Source organism: Micromonospora okii (assembly GCF_020884795.1).
GTDB classification, from domain to species: Bacteria; Actinomycetota; Actinomycetes; order Mycobacteriales; family Micromonosporaceae; genus Micromonospora; species Micromonospora okii.
The window spans coordinates 612,366-631,113 of record NZ_BBZF01000012.1; the positions used below are offsets into that span (position 1 = coordinate 612,366).

Consider the following 18,748-nt stretch of genomic DNA (forward strand, 5'->3'; position numbering starts at 1 on the left):
GACCCTAGCCCCTGGCACGAAGCGCCCCGCGTGCGTCCGGCGAGGTGAGCGGGGTACCCCGCTCCACCGCAGGCGTCGAGAAGGTGCCCTTCCTTGCGTCGGGGCGGGGTCGACCGGATCTCGTACCCTTGATCGGGTGACGAACCGACCCGGTATCCCCCCGTCCACCCCCGTCCGCCGGGCCGCCGGTCTGCTGGCCGGCCTGGCCCTCGGCGCCGCGCTGCTCGCGGGTTGCAGCTCCGAGGGCGCCTCCACCGACTGCGGCCTGGACGCCTGCACGGTCACCTTCGACCGGGGCGTCGAGGCCAGCGCCACCATCCTCGGCGTCGAGGCCAAGCTGGTCGGCGCGCAGGGTGACCAGGTGACCGTCGAGGTCGCCGGGGAGCAGCTCTCGCTGACCGTGGGCCAGCAGGCCACCGAGGTCGGCGGCTTCGCCGTCACGCTGGACAGCGTCACCGACCAGGAGGTCAAGATCCGCGTCTCGCGCAATCCCAGCAGCTAGCCGGTTGCTGAGACCCTGACGGCGACGGGCCCGGTGCGCGCGGGAACGGGCTCAGTCGGCGTCGGCGGGCCCGGTACGCGGGGAAGGGCTCAGTCGGCGTCGGCGGGCCCCAGGAGGGGTTCGAGCAGCCCGACGAGCTGTTCGCGCTGCTCGGGCCGCAGCCGGCCCAACGTGGGCGCGAGGGCGCGCCGGATCTCGACGTCCAGCCGCTGCGTGAGTTCGCGGCCGGCCGGGGTCAGGAACACGTCGACGGCCCGGCCGTCGTGCGGGTTCCTGTCCCGGGCCAGCAGCCCCCGGCGCTCGGCGCGGTCGACCAGGCCGGACATCGTCGACTTGTCCAGCCCCAGATGGGCGGCCAGTTCGGTCACGCGGGGGCGGCGGTCGCGCAGGATGCCGAGCACCCGTAGCTGCGTGAGGGACAGGTCGTTCTCGGCGCCGATACGGGTGAGCACGCTGGTCACCTGGAAGGTGCTGCGGACGAGCGCGTCGATGAGCGCGTCCAGGGAGTCCTCGGAGGTCATACCGGAAGGCTAGTTGACATGGTTCGTATTACCAACCATCCTGAGGGTGGTTGGTAATACGAACCATCTCTTCCGGAGGTCCCCATGCGCGCCGCAGTCCTGTCCACGTTCGACGCCCCGCCGGTCTACCGCGATCATCCGGAGCCGGTCGCGACGGACGACAACGAGCTGGTCGTGGAGGTGCTCGCGGCCGGCCTGCACCACCTGACCAGGGCGAAGGCCGACGGCTCGCACTACAGCGGCACCGGCGCGTTCCCGCTGGTGCCCGGCGTCGACGGCGTCGTGCGCGACCCGTCCGGGCAGCTTCGCTACGTGGTCCTCGACGACACGAGCTTCGGGACGTTCGCCGAGCGCACCGTGATCGACGCCCGACGCAGCGTGGTGCTGCCGGAGGGCGTGGACCCGGTGCGCATCGCCGCCGCGATGAACCCCGGAATGTCCTCCTGGGTCGCGTTGCGCCGCCGCGTCGGGTTCGCCCCGGGGCAGCGCGTCCTGGTCGTCGGCGCCACGGGCAACGCCGGCCGCATGGCGGTGCAGGTCGCGAAGCTGTTCGGGGCGGCGCACGTGATCGCCGCCGGGCGGGACGCGGCACGCCTGGCCGCGCTGTCCGCGCTCGGCGCCGACGAGACGTGCACGTTCGACCGGATCGGCCGTGCGGCCGACGTCGACGTCGTCCTCGACTACGTCTGGGGCGAGCCCGCCGCCGACGCCATGATCCCGATGCTCGCCGCCCGCGCCGACCGCACCGCGCCGCTGACCTGGATCCAGATCGGGTCGATGGCCGGCGAGACCGCGCCGGTCCCGTCGGTCGCGCTGCGTTCGGCCCGGCTGCACATCGTCGGCAGCGGTATCGGCTCCGTCCCCGCCCGCGACTTCATCGCGGAACTGCCGGCGCTCGCCGCGGCGGTGACCGAGGGCGCGATCGACGTGCGGGCCCGGGCGGTGCCGCTCGCCGACGTCGCCCGGGCGTGGACCGCCGACACGGACGACCGCATCGTCCTCGTGCCGTAGCCGAGACCCGGACAGAAGGGCACACGCATGAACGTTCCGCTGCTCACCGCACATCTGACGACCACGCCGGAGGGCGCCGTTCCCGCCGTCGACGTCGTCGCGGACCTGGCCTGCAAGCCGCGCTACACGCTCAACTCGTGGTTCGTGATCGGCCACTTCGAGGCCGACGGGCACACGCTCGACTACCTGGTCCACATGATGGCCCTCAGCATCAGGGGAGTCGTCATCGGAGTGGACGCCGCGGCCAGTGTCACCGACGAGACCACCGGATGGTACGGCGTGCGGAGCAACTTCCACCCGTTCCTCCGCGCCGGCGTCCGGTCGGACCGGCTGTTGGTCAGGACCCCGAACTGCCTGATCGCCGGCACCTTCGACGACCTGCGCGTCCGTGCCCGGATCAAGGGCGCCAGCATCGACGTCGCCCTGAGAGCCGTCGGCCACCCGCTGTACAACCGGGGCACCGGCCGCTTCGACATGCTGGGCATGGACGTCCGCCAGTACTCGATCCCGACGATGGAGACCACCGGCCGCCTGGTCGTCGACGGCCGCGAGTTCACGGCATCGGGGGTGAGCTGGTTCGACCGGCAGTGGCAGAAGCAGCCCCTCGGCCCGCCGTCGGGAAGATGGACATGGATGGATCTCAACCTCAGCAACGGATGGCGGGTCAGTCTCTGGGACGCGGTCGGCGCGGACGGCAGGACGGACGCGTGGGTGACCGTGGTCGACGAGACCGGCGCGCACACGGTCGCCGACCTGGTCCCGCTGGCCCACGGTGCCCGTGACTACTGGCTCAGCCCGCACGGCGGGTCGCGGTTCCCGACCCGGTGGCTGGTGGGCGTTCCCGACCTCGACATGGAACTCACGGTGGAGTCGAGGCCACGCGGGCAGACGATCCAGGGTCTCAGCGAGCGTTACGAGGGCGCGAGCACGGTGCGCGGCGTGGTGCGGGGCGAGAGGGTCGACGGCTACTGCTACGTCGAGATGGTCGGTGACTGGAAGGCGTGAACCCGACCCGAACCTGCCGCATTCTGCTCCGGGTGGTGGCCCGACGTTTGGAAATCTCCGCGTTCGGAGATTGTGGCGCCATGTCACTCACCCGGAACGCGGGAGCCACCGCCGCGCAGGCCGCGAACAGCCGGTGGCTCGAACTCCTCGCCCGAGCCGGTTTCATCGGCTACGGCGTCGTGCACCTGCTGATCGCCTGGCTCGCCCTCCAGATCGCCTTCGGCGACTCGGGCGGCAAGGACGGCGACCAGTCGGGTGCGCTCAGCACCCTGGCGGAGCAGCCCATGGGCAAGTTCCTCTGCGTCGCCATCGCCGTCGGCATGCTCGCCATGGCGATCTGGCAGGCGCTGGAGGCGGCCGCCGGCCACCAGGCCGAGCGCGGCAAGGAACGCGTCTTCGAGCGCGTCGCCTCCGCCGCCCGCACCCTGGTCTACCTCTACTTCGCCTGGACGGCCTGGAAGGTCTTCTCCAACGCCGGCTCCAGCGGCGCCGACCAGTCGGAGGCGCTGACCGGCAAGCTGATGACCTCCTCCGGCGGTCGCGTGCTGATCGGGCTGGCCGGGCTGGTGCTCGCCGCCGTCGGCGTCGGCCTGGTGATCTACGGGTGGAAGAAGAAGTTCGAGAAGCGCCTGAAGACCGGGGAGATGGACGCCCACACCCGGACCCTGGCCCGCCGCCTCGGCATGGCCGGCTACATCGCCAAGGGCGTCGCGTACGGCATCGCCGGCCTGCTGGTCGTGCTGGCCGCGGTCAACTACGACCCGGAGAAGGCGCGTGGTCTCGACGCCGCCCTGCGCACCCTGCGTGACCAGTCCTACGGGCCAATCCTGCTGGTCCTGGTCGCCCTCGGTATCGCCTGCTACGGCGTGTACTGCTTCCTCCAGTCCCGGTACCGCAAGGTCTGACGCTGGTCGGATCGGGGGGACAGCGGGCACCATTGGGCTTTTGCCCGGACAACTGGAGCCCGCTGAAGGGGGAAAGACGCCTGTGCAGAGCTACCTCACAACGGTCGTCGCCGCGCTCGCCGCGGCGGCGACCGCTCTGTTCCTGGTCCAGATGGTGCACCGCGCGATCCAACGGTTCGGCCGGCGCGCGCTGCTGATGACCGAGCTGAGCGACCACGCTCACCGTCCGCTCCAGGTCGCCGCGACCGTCCTCGCCGTGCAGTTCGCCGTCCGGTTCTCCACCGGCTACGCCGTCGGCACGCCGTGGCGGCAGGTGGTGCTGCACATGCTCGTGCTCGCCGTCATCGCCGCCGCGTCCTGGCTGGTCGCCTCGCTGCTGGTGGTGATGGAGGACGTCGCGCTGGCCCGGTTCCGGGTCGACGTGCCGAACAACCGGCACGCCCGCCGGGTGCGTACCCAGGTGGTGATGCTGCGCCGGCTGACCATCGCGGTCATCGTGATCCTCGCCCTCGGCGTGATGCTGATGACCTTCCCCAGCGTCCGGGGGGTCGGCGCCGGCGTGCTGACCTCTGCCGGTGTCGTCGGTGTGGTGGCCGCGCTGGCCGCGCAGAGCCTGCTCGGCAACGTCTTCGCCGGCCTCCAGCTCGCCTTCAGCGACGCTGTGCGCCTCGACGACGTCGTGGTGGTCGAGGGGGAGTGGGGGCGGATCGAGGAGCTGACCCTCAGCTACGTCGTCGTGCAGGTCTGGGACGACCGCCGGCTGATCCTGCCCACCTCGTACTTCACCAGCAAGCCCTTCCAGAACTGGACCCGCACGGAGGCGGCGGTGCTGGGCACCGCCGAGTTCGACGTCGACTGGTCGGTCAACGTGCAGGCGATGCGGGAGGAGCTGCGCCGGCTGGCCGAGAGCAGCGACCTGTGGGACGGCCGGGTCTGCGTGCTCCAGGTGACCGACGCGACCGGCGGGATGGTCAAGGTCCGCGCCCTGGTCAGCGCGGCCGACGCCGGCAGCCTGTGGGACCTGCGCTGCCTGGTGCGCGAGCACCTCGTCGCCTGGGTGCGCGACCACCGGCCGACCGCCCTGCCCCGGATGCGCGCGGAGGTCGGCGACGCCTCCGGCGCCCTGCCCTGGCAGCCGGTGGGCCCCCGGCGCCCGGTGCGCCGGCGGGCCGACTCCGACGCCCCCGACGACGCCCGGGTCTTCGGCGGCAGCGACGACGGCGAGGCCCGCAGCGAGGCGTTCGTCGGCCCGGACGACACCGCCCACACCCCCGCCCCGGCGCAACCGGCCGGGACGAAACGGGTTTGACCGGGCGTTTTGCGGGGACTGCTGCGCGGCGCGGTCAGTGCGACTGACCGCCCCGCGCAGGATTGACGGGCGGCGACTCCGGGCATACAGCGCGGTGATGATGAAAGGAGGACAGCATGGCTGACGTCGCGAGTCACCGCACGTCTCGGACCGGGAGCGAGCCGTCCACCGCCGAACTGGTGCAGCGGGCCACGGAGCAGGTCTCCCGACTCGTCCGCGACGAGTTGGCGCTGGCCCGGGCCGAGCTGACCGAGAAGGGCAAGCACGCCGGCGTCGGGATCGGCCTCTTCGGCGGAGGCGGCGCGCTGGCGCTCTACGGTCTCGGCGCGCTGATCGCCGCCGGGATCCTGCTGCTGGCCCTGGTCATGCCCGCGTGGCTGGCCGCGTTGATCGTGGCGGTGGTGCTGTTCGTCGTGGCCGGGATCCTCGCCCTGGTCGGCAAGAAGCAGGTCAGCCAGGCGGTCCCGCCGGTTCCGTCGGCGGCGGTGCGCAGCATCCGGGCGGACGTGGACACCGTCGCCGCCGCGGTGAAGGACAGGGGACGGGCATGACGGGCAACGGGACCGGCGACACCGAGGCGCTGCGCGAGGAGATCCGGCGGACCCGGGTGGAGCTGGGCGAGACGATGGAGGCGCTGGCCGCCAAGGCCGACGTCAAGGCCCGGCTGAGGTCCTCGGCCGAGCAGGCGAAGGAGCGGATGCGGGGCCAGGCCGAGCAGGCCAGGGAGCGGATGTTCGGTCAGGCCGGGCACGCGAAGGAGCGGATGTTCGGTCAGGCCGGGCACGCGAAGGAGCGGATGTTCGGTCAGGCCGGGCACGCGAAGGAACGGGTGCTCGGTCAGGCCGGGCACGCCAAGGAGCGGGTTCGGGGCCAGGCCGCGCAGACCGTGGCCCGGGTGCGCGGGCACGCCGCGCAGGCCGCCGAGGGGGCCGAGGCCGTGGGCGGGCGCGCGTACGCCTCGGGGGCGGAGCTGTGGCGCAGCCCCGTGCCGTGGGCGGCGGTCGCGGCCGGCGCGGTGGCTACCATGATCGTGTTGTTGATCGTCAGGGGGAGGCGCAGGTGAGCAAGGGCATCGGCAGGGCCGCGTACAAGCCCGTCGGGGTGCTGATGGGGCTGGCCGCCGGTGCGGTCGCGGGGGCGATCTTCCGGCAGGTCTGGACGATGACCGCCGGCGACGGCGAGGCCCCGAACCCGACCGACGAGGACCGCGGCTGGGGCGAGATCCTGGCCGCCGCCGCGCTACAGGGCGCGATCTTCTCGGTCGTCCGGGCGGCCGTGGACCGGGGCGGGGCGGTGGGCGTACGCCGGCTGACCGGCCGCTGGCCCGACTGACCTGCCGGCATCGGCGCGGGCCCCTTTCCGTTTTCATCGGGAAGGGGCCCTTTCGCATGGCCGCCCGGTGCCGACCCGGTCGTAATTCCGGCCTCCTTCGGGTCACCTCTCACGCAACTTCGTCCGGTACGCTGTGCAGAGTTTTCGCTACGTGGTTCGCTTTTCCACGCTGTTGAGAGATGGCGTGGGTTGAGAGAAGTCTCCTGCACAGGGGGCCGCCTCAGGCGCCGCTGCTCGAAAACGGCCAATCGGCCGCACGGCGTGCTCGGCCGCCAGTTTTAGAAGGAGATACACATGGCGCAGGGAACCGTGAAGTGGTTCAACGCAGACAAGGGCTTCGGCTTCATCACCGTCGACGGCGGGGGTGCTGACGTGTTCGTCCACTTCTCGGCCATCCAGACCAGCGGCTACCGCACGCTGGAGGAGAACCAGCGGGTGGAGTTCGAGATCGCCCAGGGCCAGAAGGGCCCGCAGGCTGAGCAGGTCCGCCCGATCTGAGCAGCCCCGGCCGGCGTGCCGGCCGAGCCGATCCGACCCCGGATCACCGTGAAGCCCCGTGTCCCGCTCGGGACGCGGGGCTTCCCCCTGTGCGCCCCGGCCCCTGTGGTCCTCGCCACCGGCGCGGCCGGCCCGCGCCGTCAGGGGCGGGGGCGCCGGGCACGCATGCCCCACCAGAGGGCGGCGAGTCCGATCACGACCAGCAGCGCGCCGACGATCACCCAGATCCCCTGGTCGGTCATGACGCTGCCGTCGACGTAGCCGAGACCCTGCACCGCCCAGACCGCGCCCAGGACCACCGCGAGCAGCCCGAGGGTGAGCGGGAGCCACCCCTTCATCGCGTTCCTCCTCCTCCGCCGTGGCCCGCCGGCCCGGCCCGGGGCGGCGGTCGTCCTGCGCCCCGAGCCTAGTGATCGCCGTGCCCGGCCGCGCATGGACCCGTACGGGTGGGCCCCCCGATCGGCCACGCCGCGCCGCCGACCGACGCCGGCTCCGTAGTGGACGCCTGGGAGACTGGGGCCGGATCTTCGTCGTCGCCCGGACCGGCGCCCCCGCAGAGGAGACCTCGTGACCGACCTGTCCGCCTTCATCGCCGACCTGCCCAAGGTGGAGCTGCACGTGCACCACGTCGGCTCCGCGTCCCCGCGCGCCGTGGCCGAGCTGGCCGCCCGGCACGCCGGGCGCACCCCGGTTCCCGCCGACCCGGCCGCCCTGGCCGACTACTTCGCCTTCCGCGACTTCGCCCACTTCATCGAGGTCTACCTCAGCGTCGTCGACCTGATCCGCGACCCGGAGGACGTCTGGATCCTCACCCACGAGGTGGCCCGGCAGCTGGCCCGCCAGCAGGTCCGGTACGCCGAGCTGACCATCACCCCGTACTCGCACGTGAGCCGGGGCATCCCCGCCCCCGCGTTCTGCGAGGCGATCGAGGACGCCCGCAAGCGGGCCGAGGCCGACTTCGGCATCGCCCTGCGCTGGTGCTTCGACATCCCGGGCGAGGCCGGGCTGCCGGCCGCCGAGGAGACCCTGCGGATCGCCCTGGAGGAGCGCCCCGACGGGCTGATCAGCTTCGGCCTCGGCGGCCCCGAGATCGGGGTGCCCCGGCCGCAGTTCAAGCCGTACTTCGACCGGGCGCGGGCGGCCGGGCTGCGCTCGGTCCCGCACGCCGGGGAGACCACCGGCCCGCAGACCGTCTGGGACGCGCTGCGCGACCTCGGCGCGGAGCGGATCGGCCACGGCATCTCCGCCGCCGCCGACCCGGAGCTGCTGGCCCACCTCGCGCAGCGGCGGATCGCCCTGGAGGTCTGCCCGACGTCCAACGTCCGCACCCGGGCCGTCGCCTCGCTCGACGAGCACCCGCTGCCCCGGCTGGTGGAGGCGGGCGTGCTCGTGACGATCAACTCCGACGACCCGCCGATGTTCGGCACCACCCTCGACGACGAGTACGCGGTGGCCGCCCGGCTGCTGGGCCTCGGCCCCGACGGGGTGGCGGCGCTGGCCCGCGACGCGGTGACCGCGTCGTTCCTGGAACCGGGGGAGAAGGCGCGGCTGACCGCCGAGATCGACGCGTACGCGGCGGTGGCGGCCCGCTGACGGGCCGGGCGCGCGGCGGGAGATGGCTGTGGGGGAACCGCGCTCCCGCCGCGCGCATGCACTCCACCGACCCGAGGGTGGTTCCGGGGCCGGGCGGTGGAACTGGTGGGTGTGCGCCATCGATGCTGTCACCCCGCGCCCCATGCGCCGCCGTCGTTAAGCAGAACCTAAGAAAGACTTACGTCTGCCCACAGTCAACCCGCGCCGGTCAGTCGTCGGCCGGCCGCCGCCGGGGCCAGCGGCGGCGCGCGGCCTTCTGCTCGCGGGCCTCCCGGGCCATCCGGCCCACCAGGCCGAACCGGCTGACCTGGCGCGGTACGGCCTCCGGGTCGGCCAGCAGCATCACCACGCTCGCCCCGCCGAGCCGGGCCCGGTCGATGCTCACCGACCCGCTGGCCTGCAACGCCACCCGCTTGGCGATGTCCAGGCCCAGCCCCGTCGAGCCCTGGTCGCTGGCCCCCCGGCGCAGCGCCCGGTCCGGGTCGGCGATGCCCAGGCCGGCGTCGTCGATGCGGATCGCCACGTACCCGTCGCGCCGGGAGACCGCCACCTCGAACGCGGTGCCCTGCGGGGTGTAGCGGAACACGTTGCCGATCACCGCGTCGAGGGCGGCGGCCAGCTCGGCCCGGGGCACCGGCGCGGGGATGCGCGTCTGCGCGCCGCTGACCCGGTGCGGCCGGTTCTGGTCCCCGGCGAGGGCCGACCAGAACACCATCCGGTCCCGGACCACCTCGCTGACGTCGCACTCCGCCGGCCCGGCCTCGTGGGCCATCGTCTTGCGGGTCGTGTTGATCAGCACGTCGATCTCGCCCTCGAGGGTCACGATGGCCTGCCGGATGCGCCGGATCGTGCGCCGCCGGTCCAGCTCCGCCTCGGTGAAGGAGCCCACGCTGGTGTCGTCGGAGTCCAGCCCCTCGGCGTCGAGCCGCAGCACGGTCAGCGGGGTCCGCAGCCGGTGCGACAGGTCCGCCACCAGCTCGCGTTCGTCGGTGCGCGCCGCCACGAGGCGGTCGGCCATCCGGTTGAACGCGTACCCGGCCTCGGCCAGCTCGCGCGGGCCGCTCGGCTCGACGCGTACCCCCAGGTCGCCGTCGCCGAGGGCGAGGGCGGCCTTCACCAGCCCCCGGGCCGAGTCCACCGCGCGGGCGGCGAGCCGGTCCACCACCAGCACGGCCGCGCCGACCAGCGCCACCGCCACCGCGACCAGCAGCGGCCAGCGGCTCCCGCCGCCGGCGCGCAGCGCCGAGTCGGGCACGAACACCTCGACCACGGCCACCCGGTCGCCGAGCACCACCGGGTCCAGCCGCAGCGCCCCGCCGGGCACGTCGGTGACGACCGAGCGGCGGTCGGCGGCGGCCCGGGCCAGCGCCGCCGGGTCGGCCCGGCCGGCCTGCTCGTTCCCGCCCAGCCCGTGCACCACCGGCCGGGTCGCCGGGTCCGCGCCGCTGGCCTCCACGGCCCGCCGCACGGCGGCCGGCGCGGTGCTGACGGCGAGCGCGCCGGTGACCAGGGCGGAGCGCCGGGCGGCGTCGGCGAGGGCCTCCTCGCGGGCCCGATCGCCGAGGCCGACCCCGAGCGGCACGAGGAACGCGAGCGCGACGAGCGCGCACATCCCGGCCGTGAGCCGGGCCAGCGCGAACCTCAGTCCGGGGCCACCAGCCGGAATCCCACCCCCCGCACGGTGCGCAGGTAGCGCGGCTTCGCCGCGGACTCGCCCATTTTGCGGCGTAGCCAGTACAGGTGAACGTCGATGGTCTGGTCCTCGCCGACCGATGGCTGCCGCCATACCTCCTCCAAGAGCTCCCGGCGGGACACTACCCGGCCGGGGCGGGCGGCCAGGTACGCGAGCAGGTCGAACTCCTTGCGGGTCAGCGCCAGCGGCGCCCCGTCGAGCAGGGCGCTGCGCTCGCCGACGTCGACCCGCAGCCCGCCGACGGTGTGCACGGCCGGCTGCACGCTGCGGCTGGCCCGGCCGGCCCGACGCAGCACGGTGGTGATCCGGGCGTCCAGGTGCGCCCCGGTGAACGGCTTGACCATGTAGTCGTCGGCCCCGGCCCGCAGCAGGCGCACCACCGACTGCTCGTCGTCGCGGGCGGTGGCGATGATGATCGGCACGTCGGTGATCCCGCGCAGCATCCGCAGCGCGTCCGAGCCGTCCAGGTCCGGCAGGCCGAGGTCGAGCACCACGAGGTCCGGGGTCTGCGCCGCCACCCGGCGCAGCGCGTCCAGCGCCGTGCCGACGGCGTGCACGGCGTGCCCCCGGTCGGCGAGGGAGCGCAGCATCGCGCCGCGTACGACGTGGTCGTCTTCGACCAGCAGGACCGTGGCCACGTCAGCACCGTACTCGTGGCGGCAAGCCGAGCGCGTTGCGGCGCACCAGCGCAGCGGGCAAGCTGGTACGGCCATGTCCTTCACTCTCTTTCCGGACACCCGGCTGGCGCTGGCCCGGGACAGCCTCGCCGGCCTCTCCGTCGGCGACGCCCTCGGCTCCCAGTTCTTCGTGCCGGGGAACGACCCGGCGGCCCTCGCCGCCGGGCGGCTCCCCGCGCCGCCCTGGCAGTGGACCGACGACACCGAGATGGCGTGCTCGGTGCTGGCCGAGCTGGCGGGCGGCGGCGAGGTCGACCGGGACCGGCTGGCGCTGGCCTTCGCCGAGCGCTGCGAGCCGTACCGGGGCTACGGCCCCGGCGCGGTGACCATCCTGCGCCTGATCCGCACCGGCACGCCGTGGCCCGTCGCGGCGGCCTCCGCGTTCGACGGACAGGGCTCCTGCGGCAACGGCGCGGCGATGCGGGTCGGGCCGCTCGGCGCGTGGTTCGCCGACTCGACCGCGCGGGCGGCGGCCCAGGCGCGGGCGTCGGCCGAGGTCACCCACGCCCACCCGGAGGGAATCGCCGGCGCGGTCGCGGTGGCGGTGGCCGCCGCCCTGGCCGCGCGGGCCCGCCTCGACGGGGACCGCCCGCCGCCGTCGCGGCTGCTCGCCGCGGTGGCCGCGGCCCTCGACCCCGGCGGCGAGGTGCACCAGGGGGTACGCCGGGCCGCCGGCCTGCTGGGCCGCCCCGCCTCCGTGGCCGCCGACGCGCTGGGCAACGGCTCCCGGGTGACCGCACAGGACACCGTCCCGTTCACCCTCTGGGTGGCCGCCACGCACCTCGACGACTACCCGGCGGCGATCCGGGCCTGCGTCGAGGCGGGCGGGGACGTCGACACCACGGCCGCGATCGTCGGCGCGGTGGTGGCCGCCCACACCGGCGTCGGCGCGCCGGGCGGGGTGCCCGCCGACTGGCTGGCCGCCCGCGAGCCGCTGCCGCAGTGGGCCCACGGTTGACAGGGTGCCCCTCCTCTACGGAATGCGATAAGAAGGTGCCCTTCCTTGCCCGCTAGCATCAGCGGGGGCGGTCGCCCGGCCGCGTCAGTCGTCACCCTGAGGAGTAGCCGTGTCAGCACCCCGTAATCCCGTCGTGGCCGACCCCGTCGTCGTCGCCGCCGGGACCACGGCGGCCGACGCGGTGGCCGCGGCCGGCCTGCCCGGCAGCGGCCCGAAGGCGATCGTCGTCGTCCGCGACCCGCTCGGCCAGCTCCGCGACCTCGACTGGTCGCCGGCCGAGGACACCAGCGTCGAGCCGGTCGCCCTCGACTCGCCGGACGGGCTGAACGTGCTGCGCCACTCGACCGCGCACGTGCTCGCCCAAGCCGTGCAGGACGTCTTCCCCGACGCGAAGCTGGGCATCGGCCCGCCGATCGAGAACGGCTTCTACTACGACTTCGCGGTCGACAAGCCGTTCCAGCCCGACGACCTGGCGAAGCTCGAGAAGCGGATGCAGGAGATCGTCAAGTCGGGGCAGCGGTTCCGCCGCCGCCGCTTCGGCAGCCTGGAGGAGGCGCGGGGCGAGCTGGCCGCCGAGCCGTTCAAGCTGGAGTTGATCGAGGTCAAGGGCGAGGGCCTGGACACCTCCGAGGTGATGGAGGTGGGCGGCGGCGAGCTGACCATCTACGACAACCTCGCCGCCAAGGAGGACAAGGTCTGCTGGTCGGACCTGTGCCGGGGCCCCCACCTGCCGAACACCCGCCTGATCGGGGCGTTCAAGCTGATGCGCTCGGCCGCCGCGTACTGGCGGGGCAGCGAGAAGAACCCGCAGCTCCAGCGGGTGTACGGCACCGCGTGGCCGACCCGCGACGAGCTGAAGGCGTACCTGAAGCTGCTGGAGGAGGCCGCCCGGCGCGACCACCGCAAGCTCGGGGTGGACCTCGACCTGTTCAGCTTCCCCGACGAGCTGGGCTCGGGCCTGCCGGTCTTCCACCCCAAGGGCGGCATCATCCGCCGGGAGATGGAGAACTACTCGCGGATCAAGCACGAGCAGGCCGGGTACGCCTTCGTCAACACCCCGCACATCACCAAGGGCAAGCTGTACGAGGTCTCCGGGCACCTTGGCTGGTACGCCGACGGCATGTTCCCGCCCATGGAGGTGGACGGCGCCAAGTACTACCTCAAGCCGATGAACTGCCCGATGCACGACCTGATCTTCCGGTCCCGGGGCCGCTCCTACCGTGAGCTGCCGCTGCGGATGTTCGAGTTCGGCACCGTCTACCGGTACGAGAAGTCCGGCGTCGTGCACGGCCTGACCCGGGTCCGGGGCATGACCCAGGACGACGCGCACATCTTCTGCACCGAGGAGCAGATGGCGGGCGAGCTGAAGTCGCTGCTCGTCTTCGTGCTCGAACTGCTGCGCGACTACGGCCTGGACGACTTCTACCTGGAGCTGTCCACCCGCAACCCGGAGAAGTCCGTCGGCACCGACGAGAACTGGGAGCGGGCCACCGAGGCGCTGCGCTCCGCGGCTCAGGAGTCGGGCCTGGACCTGGTCCCGGACCCGGGCGGCGCGGCCTTCTACGGGCCGAAGATCTCCGTGCAGGCCAAGGACGCCATCGGCCGGACCTGGCAGATGTCCACCATCCAGGTCGACTTCAACCTGCCGGAGCTGTTCGGGCTGGAGTACCAGGCCGCCGACGGCAGCCGGCAGCGGCCGGTGATGATCCACCGGGCGCTCTTCGGCTCGATCGAGCGGTTCTTCGGGGTGCTCACCGAGCACTACGCGGGCGCGTTCCCGGCCTGGCTGGCCCCGGTGCAGGTGGTCGGCATCCCGATCCGCGAGGAGCACACCGACTACCTGCACGGCTTCGTGGCGGCGCTGCGCGCCGAGGGCGTGCGCGCCGAGGTGGACGCGGGCGACGACCGGATGCAGAAGAAGATCCGCACGGCCCAGCAGCAGAAGATCCCGTTCATGGTGATCGCCGGCGACGACGACGTGGCCGCCGGGACGGTGTCGTTCCGCTACCGCGACGGCTCGCAGCGCAACGGGGTGCCGATGGCCGAGGCCGTGACCCACGTCCTCGACGTGATCCGGTCCCGCAGCAACGTCGGGCCGTCCGCCGCCGAGGTCTGAGCGGCACGCCGGCTGCCCGTCGAGGGCGGGCAGCCGGCGGTCCGTCCCCGCCGGGGCGCGCCCCCGTCACCGGCGGGGACGCCCGACCACCGTGCCCAGCACCCGGGTCGCCGGGAAGTAGCCGAGCGAGCGGGAGTCGAGGCTCGCCCGGGGGTTGTCCCCGAGCAGGACCAGGTGACCGGGGGGCACCCGGCCCTCGGCGGCGTCCGCCAGGGCGGGCACCCGGTCGCGGGGCACCTCGTCGCCCGGGGCCGCCGCGACCCGTTTGATCAGCCACCGCCGCCGGGTCAGCTCCGCCGGCCGGTCGGACAGCTCCGGGCTGCGCCACCGGCCGTCCGGGTCGGGCTGTTCCACCACGACCACCTCGCCCGCGTCCGCCGGTCGGCGGCGCACCAGCACCCGGTCGCCCTGCCGGTAGGTCGGCTCCATGCTCACCCCGTGCACGGTCACGCTCACCAGCAGGCGGCTCAGCGCCGCCCGGGCGAGCAGCACCAGGACCGGGCCGAGGACGACGACGCCGCCCGCGACGAGCCACCACACCCGGGCGGTCACGGCCGGTCCCCCGTGGCGGTCGTGACCGGCTGGTCCTGGTAGCCCGCCGCCTGGAGCGCGAACAGCCGGGCGTACTCCCCGCCGGCCGCGACCAGCGACCGGTGGTCGCCCTGCTCGGCGATCCGGCCGTCGCGCAGCACCACGATCGAGTCGGCGTCGCGCAGGGTGCCGAGCCGGTGCGAGACCAGCACGCTGGTACGCCCGGCCCGGTGCCGGCGCAACGAGGTGTGGATCTCGTGCTCGGCCGCGGCGTCCAGGCCGGCCGACGGCTCGTCGAGGATCATCAGGTCCCGCCGGTCCCGGAGGAACGCGCGGGCCAGCGCCAACCGCTGCCACTGCCCGCCGGAGAGCGCCACCCCCGTCTCCGGGTCGTCCTTGCCGGCCTCGGTGAGGAACATCCGGGACAGCAGGGTGTCGTACCCGTGGGGGAGCGCGGCGAGTCCCTCGTCGATGCCGGCCCGGACGGCGGCGGCCCGGACCCGGCTCCGGTCGCCCAGGACGGCCAGGTCACCGAGCCCGATGTTCTCCGCCGCCGTCATCTCGTAGTGCATGTAGTCCTGGAACACCGCCCCGATGCGCCGGCGCAGCTCGGCGACGTCGACGGCGCGCAGGTCCACCCCGTCCCACAGGATCCGCCCCCGGGTCGGGTCGTAGAACCGGCAGAGCAGCTTCACGATCGTCGACTTGCCGGCCCCGTTCACCCCGACCAGGCCGACCGTCTGCCCGTACGGGATGTGCAGGTCGACCCCGCGCAGCACCCAGGGGTGCCGGTCGGAGTAGCGGAACCAGACGTCGCGGAACTCGACGCCCCGACGCAGCGCCGGCAGCGGCTGCGGCTCGCGCGGCGTGGGCAGGTCCGGGCCGGCGGTGGTGACGGCGACGTAGTGCCCGAACATCAGCAGCGCGTGGTGCGCCCGGGCGACCTCCCCGGCCAGGGCCGCCAGCGCCGCCTGCACGCCGGCCACGGCCGCGATGAACAGGGTCACGTCGCCGACCGACAGCCGGCCCGAGCGGGCCGCCTGCACCGCCCACAGCAGCCCCGCCCCGGAGACGAGGGCGGCCAGCACGCCGAGGCCGGCCTGGAGCCGGACCTGCCGGCGGTCCACCGCCCGCTTGCGGGCGTTGCTGTCGCGGCGGTCGGCCAGCATCCGCCCCCGCAGGAACGCGCCGATCCCGAACAGCCGCACCTCCTGGACCGCCTGCACCGTGGTCAGGAGCTGGCTGTGGAAGAACTCCCGCCGCTCGGCCGGGCCGATCTCCCAGGCGACCGTGGCGCGCTGCCGGGCCAGGACGATCTCCGCGACCAGGACCAGCGCGCCGGACGCCAGCACCAGCCCCGCCAGCAGGGGGCTGAGCACGAACAGGGTGGTGAGGAACCCGCTGACGGTCAGACCGACCCGCCCGACGGCGAGCAGGCCGGCCGACACCTGGTTGGGCATGACCTCGCCGGCCTGCCGGGCGAGCCGCAGCCGGTCCAGGAAGGCCGGGTCCTCGAAGCGGCCGAGCCCGACGAAGCCGTCCACGGCGGTGAAGAGCCGGTCCTGGGCCAGCAGCCCCACCGCCCGGTCCAGCTCGGCCCGCAGGTAGGTGCCGACCTGCGGGATCAGGCCGGTGGCCAGCGCGGCTGCGGCCAGCCCCAGTCCCAGCCCGACCAGCCGGCCCGGGTCGGCGGCGCCGGCGAGCGTGTCCAGCACCAGCTTGGTCAGCCACGCCACCACCACCGGCAGCCCGCCGGCGGCCACGGTGACCAGCACGTACGCCATCAGGTGCGGCGGCGCGGCGTGGGCGGCCAGCCCGACCGCCGCCATCGCCCGGCGGGCCAGCAGGCGGGTGCCCGGCGTGACCGCAGCCGGCTCGGGGCCGGCCACCGGGGTGCCGGCCCCCGCGTCCCGCGTCGACCCGGGCTGGGTCACGCCGGCACCTCCGAGCGCTTCTTGACCCGGACGACCCGGCCCTGCCCGTCCGCGGCCACCCAGAGCATGGTCGGGTAGTTGGTCGCCCGGAAGGCCCGGCTGAGCGGGCCGCCCGGCTGCTCGACCACCACCCGGGCGACCGGGGCCAGCTCGGCGACGAACGACTCCGCCTCGGCCCGCTCGCCCACCACCACGGCCAGCACCCGGTCCCGGCCGCCCGGGGTGTCGGCGGCGTGCGCCACGAGCTCGGGCAGCTTCTCGGCGCAGGAGGCGCAGTTCGGCGAGACGAACGCGACGAAAGTGTCCTCCATCAGGTCCCGTCCGCCCACCGGTCGCCCGGCCACGTCGACGACGGAGAACCCGCCGACCTCCTCGCCGATCTCCAGGCCGCCGGAGCCGGCCACCCCGGCCCCGCTGGAGAGCAGCGTGTTGTGCTCGCGCAGCCGTTTCACCACGCCGAGGGTCAGGATCAGGTTGAGCGCGCCCAGCAGCCCGACGGCGACCACGGCGGTGACGAGTAGCGGCATGACAATCTCCTTCTGGTCAGTGCCCGCGCGGCGAGTCGCCGGTGGGCCGCTGGGGTACGGCGGTGAACAGGGCCGCGAGGTCGTCGAGCGCGACGACCAGCGCGGCCACGACCAGGCCGGCCGTGGCGGCCAGCAGCAGCCCCGTCGGCGTGGCGCCCCCCACCCCCGGCGCGGTGGCGGGCGCGGCGAGTCCGGCGATGCCGGCGAGCAGCAGGTTGCGGGCCACGTGCCGGCCCCCGAGCGGGGTGGTGGAGGCCCCGAAGCAGCGGCAGGGGGCGCTGGTCCCGCGCCGGACGGCCGTGCCGATGCCGGCGGCGAAGACCAGCAGCAGCGCGGCGGCCCCGGCCAGTCCGACCGCCGCCGCCGTCGGGACGGGCGCGGCGAGCAGCCCGCAGAGGGTGAACTCGGTCGCCACGATCAGCACCGCCACCGGCTTCACGGCCCGGGCGGGCAGCAGCCGCAGCGCCCGCAGCGAGGCGACGAAGGCGGGCAGGGCCCGCCGCCCCGAGACCTTGCTCAGGGCGGAGGCCAGGAAGACGGCCCCGATCAGACAGCGGACGGCCAGGGCGAGGTACGGCACGCCTCTCTCCTCTCCGTGGTGCCGTCCGGGGCCGGCGCGCCGGCCCCGGACGGCGGTTCGTCAGCAGCCCTCGCAGAAGATCCACTCACCGGGCTGGTCGATCTCGCCCACGGTGCAGGCCCGGCAGGGCAGCGCCCGGCCGCACCGGGAGATGCACTGCCAGCAGGACGGCCAGCTACCACAGCCGGCCGCCGCGTCCACCTTGGGCACGAACAGGCCGAGCAGCCTGCCGCCCATCGCTTCGATCGCCTTGTACATGTCGCGTCCCCTCTCGGACCGAGGCGCACCGTGCTGCCTCTGCCGACCACGGTGGCGGGGCCCGGTGGAAGCGGCGTGCAAATCGTGTGGAAGGCCGCCGATACGCGCGGCGCGGGCGCGGGCGCGGGCCGGGAGGGCGGGATCGTGGCGGAGCTGCGGGTCGCCGCACTCGGCCCGTCGCGGGTCGAGCGCGACGGGGCGCGGGTCCCGTTGGGCCGAGGCTGTCGGTGCTGCTCATCGAGGCGGGCAACGCCGTGCCGGCCGACCGGCTGGTGGGCTGCTGTGGGACCCGCCGCTCCCGCCCGGCGCGGCGGCCACGCCGCGCAGCCACCTGTCGCACCTGCGCCGGGCGCTGCGGCCCGTCGGTGACCGCAGCGAGGTGATCCGGGTGGTCGGCGTCGGGGTAGGCGCAGGCTACCGGCTCGACCTGCCCCCCGACCGTCTCGGCGTGCGCCGCTTCGAGCGCGGGTACGCCGACGGACGGGCCCTGCCGGCCGCCGGCGGGCGACACGTCGAGGAGGCGGCGCGGCTGATCGGGGCGGTGCGGCTGATCGGGGCGGCGCTGGCGCTGTGGCGCGGGTTCGGCGACCGCTACGACGAGGCGGAGATCCTCGGCAACCTGGGCCGGACCCAGAGGGCGACCGGCGACGGGGACGCGGCGCGGGCCACCTGGCTGCGGGCCCTGGCGCTCGGCGTGGAGACCGAACACCCGGCCGTGCCGCAGCTACGGGTTCGGCTGAAGGAGCTGTGAACGGGCCGGCCGCCCCGACCCCGCGACGGCGGGGCCGGGGCGGCCGG

Annotated in this window: 22 protein-coding genes; 13 read left to right on the forward strand and 9 right to left on the reverse strand. The window is 74.4% G+C overall.

The features are described from left to right. The first annotated feature begins 136 nt into the window (after window positions 1-136). Window positions 137-502 carry a hypothetical protein gene (locus tag LPU43_RS02245; protein WP_229398310.1) on the forward strand — a complete coding sequence of 122 codons (366 nt, stop codon included), beginning with the start codon at window positions 137-139 and terminating at the stop codon, window positions 500-502. An 89-nt stretch (window positions 503-591) separates the two neighbouring features. Here LPU43_RS02245 and LPU43_RS02250 read toward each other — a convergent pair whose 3' ends face one another. After that, window positions 592-1,023 carry a MarR family winged helix-turn-helix transcriptional regulator gene (locus LPU43_RS02250; RefSeq protein ID WP_229398312.1) on the reverse strand — a complete coding sequence of 144 codons (432 nt, stop codon included), beginning with the start codon at window positions 1,021-1,023 and terminating at the stop codon, window positions 592-594. Between the two features lie 84 nt (window positions 1,024-1,107). Here LPU43_RS02250 and LPU43_RS02255 point away from each other — a divergent pair, with 84 nt between their 5' ends. The 8 genes from LPU43_RS02255 to LPU43_RS02290 all read left to right on the forward strand — a co-directional run bounded on the left by LPU43_RS02255 (window position 1,108) and on the right by LPU43_RS02290 (window position 7,083). After that, entirely contained in the window at window positions 1,108-2,034 is a 927-nt protein-coding gene (locus tag LPU43_RS02255; RefSeq protein ID WP_229398314.1) for a quinone oxidoreductase family protein, read from the forward strand. Between the two features lie 27 nt (window positions 2,035-2,061). Continuing rightward, window positions 2,062-3,039, forward strand: coding sequence for a lipocalin-like domain-containing protein (locus tag LPU43_RS02260; RefSeq protein ID WP_229398316.1), 978 nt, complete (start codon window positions 2,062-2,064; stop codon window positions 3,037-3,039). Between the two features lie 80 nt (window positions 3,040-3,119). Further along, window positions 3,120-3,944 carry a DUF1206 domain-containing protein gene (locus LPU43_RS02265; protein WP_229398317.1) on the forward strand — a complete coding sequence of 275 codons (825 nt, stop codon included), beginning with the start codon at window positions 3,120-3,122 and terminating at the stop codon, window positions 3,942-3,944. A gap of 82 nt (window positions 3,945-4,026) precedes the next feature. Beyond that, the gene (locus tag LPU43_RS02270) at window positions 4,027-5,253 is read left to right on the forward strand and encodes a mechanosensitive ion channel family protein (protein ID WP_229398319.1); all 1,227 of its coding nucleotides are present in this window, start codon (window positions 4,027-4,029) and stop codon (window positions 5,251-5,253) included. Window positions 5,254-5,369: 116 nt separating this feature from the next. Further along, window positions 5,370-5,804, forward strand: coding sequence for a phage holin family protein (locus LPU43_RS02275; RefSeq protein ID WP_229398322.1), 435 nt, complete (start codon window positions 5,370-5,372; stop codon window positions 5,802-5,804). Beyond that, window positions 5,801-6,316, forward strand: a complete 516-nt coding sequence (locus LPU43_RS29020; RefSeq protein WP_444543563.1) for a DUF3618 domain-containing protein — start codon at window positions 5,801-5,803, stop codon at window positions 6,314-6,316. The genes LPU43_RS02275 and LPU43_RS29020 overlap by 4 nt, the downstream gene beginning before the upstream one ends. Next, the gene (locus LPU43_RS02285; protein ID WP_229398324.1) at window positions 6,313-6,585 is read left to right on the forward strand and encodes a DUF4235 domain-containing protein; all 273 of its coding nucleotides are present in this window, start codon (window positions 6,313-6,315) and stop codon (window positions 6,583-6,585) included. The genes LPU43_RS29020 and LPU43_RS02285 overlap by 4 nt, the downstream gene beginning before the upstream one ends. A gap of 294 nt (window positions 6,586-6,879) precedes the next feature. Further along, window positions 6,880-7,083: a cold-shock protein gene (locus LPU43_RS02290; RefSeq protein WP_007075740.1), complete on the forward strand. Its 204-nt coding sequence runs from the start codon at window positions 6,880-6,882 to the stop codon at window positions 7,081-7,083. 140 nt (window positions 7,084-7,223) lie between these two features. Here LPU43_RS02290 and LPU43_RS02295 read toward each other — a convergent pair whose 3' ends face one another. After that, a complete protein-coding gene (locus LPU43_RS02295) occupies window positions 7,224-7,421 on the reverse strand; it encodes a hypothetical protein (protein WP_229398326.1) in 198 nt (65 codons plus the stop codon). Between the two features lie 229 nt (window positions 7,422-7,650). Here LPU43_RS02295 and LPU43_RS02300 point away from each other — a divergent pair, with 229 nt between their 5' ends. Beyond that, the gene (locus LPU43_RS02300) at window positions 7,651-8,676 is read left to right on the forward strand and encodes an adenosine deaminase (protein ID WP_229398328.1); all 1,026 of its coding nucleotides are present in this window, start codon (window positions 7,651-7,653) and stop codon (window positions 8,674-8,676) included. A gap of 208 nt (window positions 8,677-8,884) precedes the next feature. On the opposite strand, the gene LPU43_RS02305 is transcribed toward LPU43_RS02300, so the two are convergent. Both LPU43_RS02305 and LPU43_RS02310 read right to left on the reverse strand, forming a co-directional pair. Continuing rightward, window positions 8,885-10,288: a HAMP domain-containing sensor histidine kinase gene (locus LPU43_RS02305; protein ID WP_229398330.1), complete on the reverse strand. Its 1,404-nt coding sequence runs from the start codon at window positions 10,286-10,288 to the stop codon at window positions 8,885-8,887. A 29-nt stretch (window positions 10,289-10,317) separates the two neighbouring features. Beyond that, a complete protein-coding gene (locus tag LPU43_RS02310; RefSeq protein WP_229398332.1) occupies window positions 10,318-11,007 on the reverse strand; it encodes a response regulator transcription factor in 690 nt (229 codons plus the stop codon). A gap of 73 nt (window positions 11,008-11,080) precedes the next feature. On the opposite strand from LPU43_RS02310, the gene LPU43_RS02315 reads away from it, so the two are divergent. Both LPU43_RS02315 and thrS read left to right on the forward strand, forming a co-directional pair. After that, the gene (locus LPU43_RS02315; RefSeq protein WP_229398334.1) at window positions 11,081-12,004 is read left to right on the forward strand and encodes an ADP-ribosylglycohydrolase family protein; all 924 of its coding nucleotides are present in this window, start codon (window positions 11,081-11,083) and stop codon (window positions 12,002-12,004) included. 109 nt (window positions 12,005-12,113) lie between these two features. Further along, the gene (gene thrS / locus LPU43_RS02320; RefSeq protein ID WP_229398336.1) at window positions 12,114-14,120 is read left to right on the forward strand and encodes a threonine--tRNA ligase; all 2,007 of its coding nucleotides are present in this window, start codon (window positions 12,114-12,116) and stop codon (window positions 14,118-14,120) included. A 66-nt stretch (window positions 14,121-14,186) separates the two neighbouring features. Here the strand turns inward: thrS and LPU43_RS02325 are convergent, their stop codons facing one another. Genes LPU43_RS02325 through LPU43_RS02345 form a run of 5 tightly spaced genes read right to left on the reverse strand, consistent with a single transcriptional unit; the run spans window position 14,187 to window position 17,950 of the window. Continuing rightward, window positions 14,187-14,672 carry a S26 family signal peptidase gene (locus tag LPU43_RS02325; protein ID WP_229398338.1) on the reverse strand — a complete coding sequence of 162 codons (486 nt, stop codon included), beginning with the start codon at window positions 14,670-14,672 and terminating at the stop codon, window positions 14,187-14,189. Next, window positions 14,669-16,585: an ABC transporter ATP-binding protein gene (locus tag LPU43_RS02330; protein WP_229398340.1), complete on the reverse strand. Its 1,917-nt coding sequence runs from the start codon at window positions 16,583-16,585 to the stop codon at window positions 14,669-14,671. The genes LPU43_RS02325 and LPU43_RS02330 overlap by 4 nt, the downstream gene beginning before the upstream one ends. After that, the gene (locus LPU43_RS02335; protein ID WP_229398342.1) at window positions 16,582-17,112 is read right to left on the reverse strand and encodes a thioredoxin domain-containing protein; all 531 of its coding nucleotides are present in this window, start codon (window positions 17,110-17,112) and stop codon (window positions 16,582-16,584) included. The genes LPU43_RS02330 and LPU43_RS02335 overlap by 4 nt, the downstream gene beginning before the upstream one ends. Window positions 17,113-17,128: 16 nt before the next feature. Then, window positions 17,129-17,692, reverse strand: coding sequence for a MauE/DoxX family redox-associated membrane protein (locus LPU43_RS02340; RefSeq protein WP_229398343.1), 564 nt, complete (start codon window positions 17,690-17,692; stop codon window positions 17,129-17,131). 60 nt (window positions 17,693-17,752) lie between these two features. Continuing rightward, complete coding sequence (locus LPU43_RS02345) at window positions 17,753-17,950, reverse strand: hypothetical protein (protein WP_229398345.1); 198 nt, start codon at window positions 17,948-17,950, stop codon at window positions 17,753-17,755. A gap of 388 nt (window positions 17,951-18,338) precedes the next feature. Here LPU43_RS02345 and LPU43_RS02350 point away from each other — a divergent pair, with 388 nt between their 5' ends. After that, the gene (locus LPU43_RS02350; protein ID WP_229398347.1) at window positions 18,339-18,701 is read left to right on the forward strand and encodes a hypothetical protein; all 363 of its coding nucleotides are present in this window, start codon (window positions 18,339-18,341) and stop codon (window positions 18,699-18,701) included. Window positions 18,702-18,748 lie beyond the last annotated feature (47 nt).

Excerpts from the sequence above, each read along its gene's own strand:
- LPU43_RS02265 (WP_229398317.1), top strand. The coding sequence starts at position 3,120 with ATGTCACTCACCCGGAACGCGGGAGCCACCGCCGCGCAGGCCGCGAAC.
- LPU43_RS02250 (WP_229398312.1), bottom strand. The coding sequence starts at position 1,023 with ATGACCTCCGAGGACTCCCTGGACGCGCTCATCGACGCGCTCGTCCGC.
- LPU43_RS02345 (WP_229398345.1), bottom strand. The coding sequence starts at position 17,950 with ATGTACAAGGCGATCGAAGCGATGGGCGGCAGGCTGCTCGGCCTGTTC.
- LPU43_RS02315 (WP_229398334.1), top strand. The coding sequence starts at position 11,081 with ATGTCCTTCACTCTCTTTCCGGACACCCGGCTGGCGCTGGCCCGGGAC.
- LPU43_RS02335 (WP_229398342.1), bottom strand. The coding sequence starts at position 17,112 with ATGCCGCTACTCGTCACCGCCGTGGTCGCCGTCGGGCTGCTGGGCGCG.
- LPU43_RS02295 (WP_229398326.1), bottom strand. The coding sequence starts at position 7,421 with ATGAAGGGGTGGCTCCCGCTCACCCTCGGGCTGCTCGCGGTGGTCCTG.
- LPU43_RS02275 (WP_229398322.1), top strand. The coding sequence starts at position 5,370 with ATGGCTGACGTCGCGAGTCACCGCACGTCTCGGACCGGGAGCGAGCCG.
- LPU43_RS02260 (WP_229398316.1), top strand. The coding sequence starts at position 2,062 with ATGAACGTTCCGCTGCTCACCGCACATCTGACGACCACGCCGGAGGGC.
- LPU43_RS02305 (WP_229398330.1), bottom strand. The coding sequence starts at position 10,288 with ATGTGCGCGCTCGTCGCGCTCGCGTTCCTCGTGCCGCTCGGGGTCGGC.
- LPU43_RS29020 (WP_444543563.1), top strand. The coding sequence starts at position 5,801 with ATGACGGGCAACGGGACCGGCGACACCGAGGCGCTGCGCGAGGAGATC.
- LPU43_RS02290 (WP_007075740.1), top strand. The coding sequence starts at position 6,880 with ATGGCGCAGGGAACCGTGAAGTGGTTCAACGCAGACAAGGGCTTCGGC.
- LPU43_RS02255 (WP_229398314.1), top strand. The coding sequence starts at position 1,108 with ATGCGCGCCGCAGTCCTGTCCACGTTCGACGCCCCGCCGGTCTACCGC.